The sequence below is a fragment of the Bacillus sp. JJ722 genome (assembly GCF_036963345.1).
GTDB lineage: Bacteria > Bacillota > Bacilli > Bacillales > DSM-1321 > Bacillus_AD.
The window spans coordinates 1-1,260 of sequence record NZ_JBALMO010000337.1; the positions used below are offsets into that span (position 1 = coordinate 1).

General features: G+C 31.4%; 1 protein-coding gene. It reads left to right on the forward strand.

Annotated features, from left to right (window positions below; all coding sequences use genetic code 11):
- The first annotated feature begins 229 nt into the window (after positions 1-229).
- Positions 230-1,216, forward strand: a complete 987-nt coding sequence (locus V7014_RS25475; RefSeq protein WP_335511635.1) for a helix-turn-helix domain-containing protein — start codon at positions 230-232, stop codon at positions 1,214-1,216.
- The last annotated feature ends 44 nt before the right edge of the window (positions 1,217-1,260 follow it).

The window sequence follows — 1,260 nt, forward strand, 5'->3', positions numbered from 1 at the left end:
GTGGACGAAAATGGCTAAATTGATCAACCTGTATGGATCGAAACAATAAGTATATTTTTTAGTTTATACTTCTCTTCATTAGTTTTCTAACATTGGTTTAATATTGAATATTACGGTATCAAACAATCCAAAAATCAGAAGAGTTTACTCAGCTTAATTTAATTAAATCTCTTAATATGGTACATTTAGTTATACGGATAAAGAATAGCCCAAAAAAGGTGATTTTATGATGAACGAAAAATTAAATGATGTTAATGAGAGCGAAGTAAAATGGTATACAAAAGCGGAAACCATGCACCTTTTAGGTATTTCATCTTCTACTGTTTACCATTATTACAAACAAGGTAAATTGACTAAAATTGAAGATCCGCATCGCCTCTATAAAGAAGTTAGATATAGAAAAGAAGATGTTGAAATATTACTTTCTTATACAAATGCAACTAAGCAAAAAGAAATGGGGCCGGCCGAAGTAGCAAAAAGATTAGGGGTAACACTTCAAACGGTATATAAATATATCGCTGATGGTCTTATTGAATCAAAAGTAATTCCTTTTGGTGATGAAAGGCATGCACATTCTATTTCTGAAGAATCCTTCCAAAAGGCCAGAAAAGCATTACAAAACAATAAACCTACAAAGGCAAGATTAAAAGATTATTATAATAAAAAGAAAGACATAGCACTTTTTCAATTATTTCATTCTTCTTCAATTGGACAGGCCAGGATAAATAGAGACCAAAACCAAAATTGGCTTTTTCACTTGTTAACAACTGGTGACATGATCTCTTATGAGAATGGCATCAAGGATTATGGGTTAGGTGCAGCTTATTTCATTCATGAATCTACTGTTGAATCAAAAGGGCACTGTCAACTGAACCTTCCTAAATCCCATAATGATTTTTATAAAGTGATTGACTACCTATATGAATTTTGGGGAATTGAAAATTGTCGTCTTCGAGATATAGGGGAAGTAGTTGAAATATTTGTTGAAGCTGGTTTTAAACCTTTTAACAACTCATTTCAAATATCTAATATTCAGCCATACCTCAAACAAGGGGAATGGATAGTAGAGGAAGATTCCTTAATAATTAAGAGTTCTTATAGAAAAACAAGTATTGAATTACCAACAGATATGTTAGATAAAATTAAGAAACAAGCCGATGAACAGCATATCACTATGAGTATGTGTATTGAACAATTATTGAAAAAAATCCTTTAACACAAAAAGAGCATGATTCCTATGAACTGCACCCCAAATTTTAG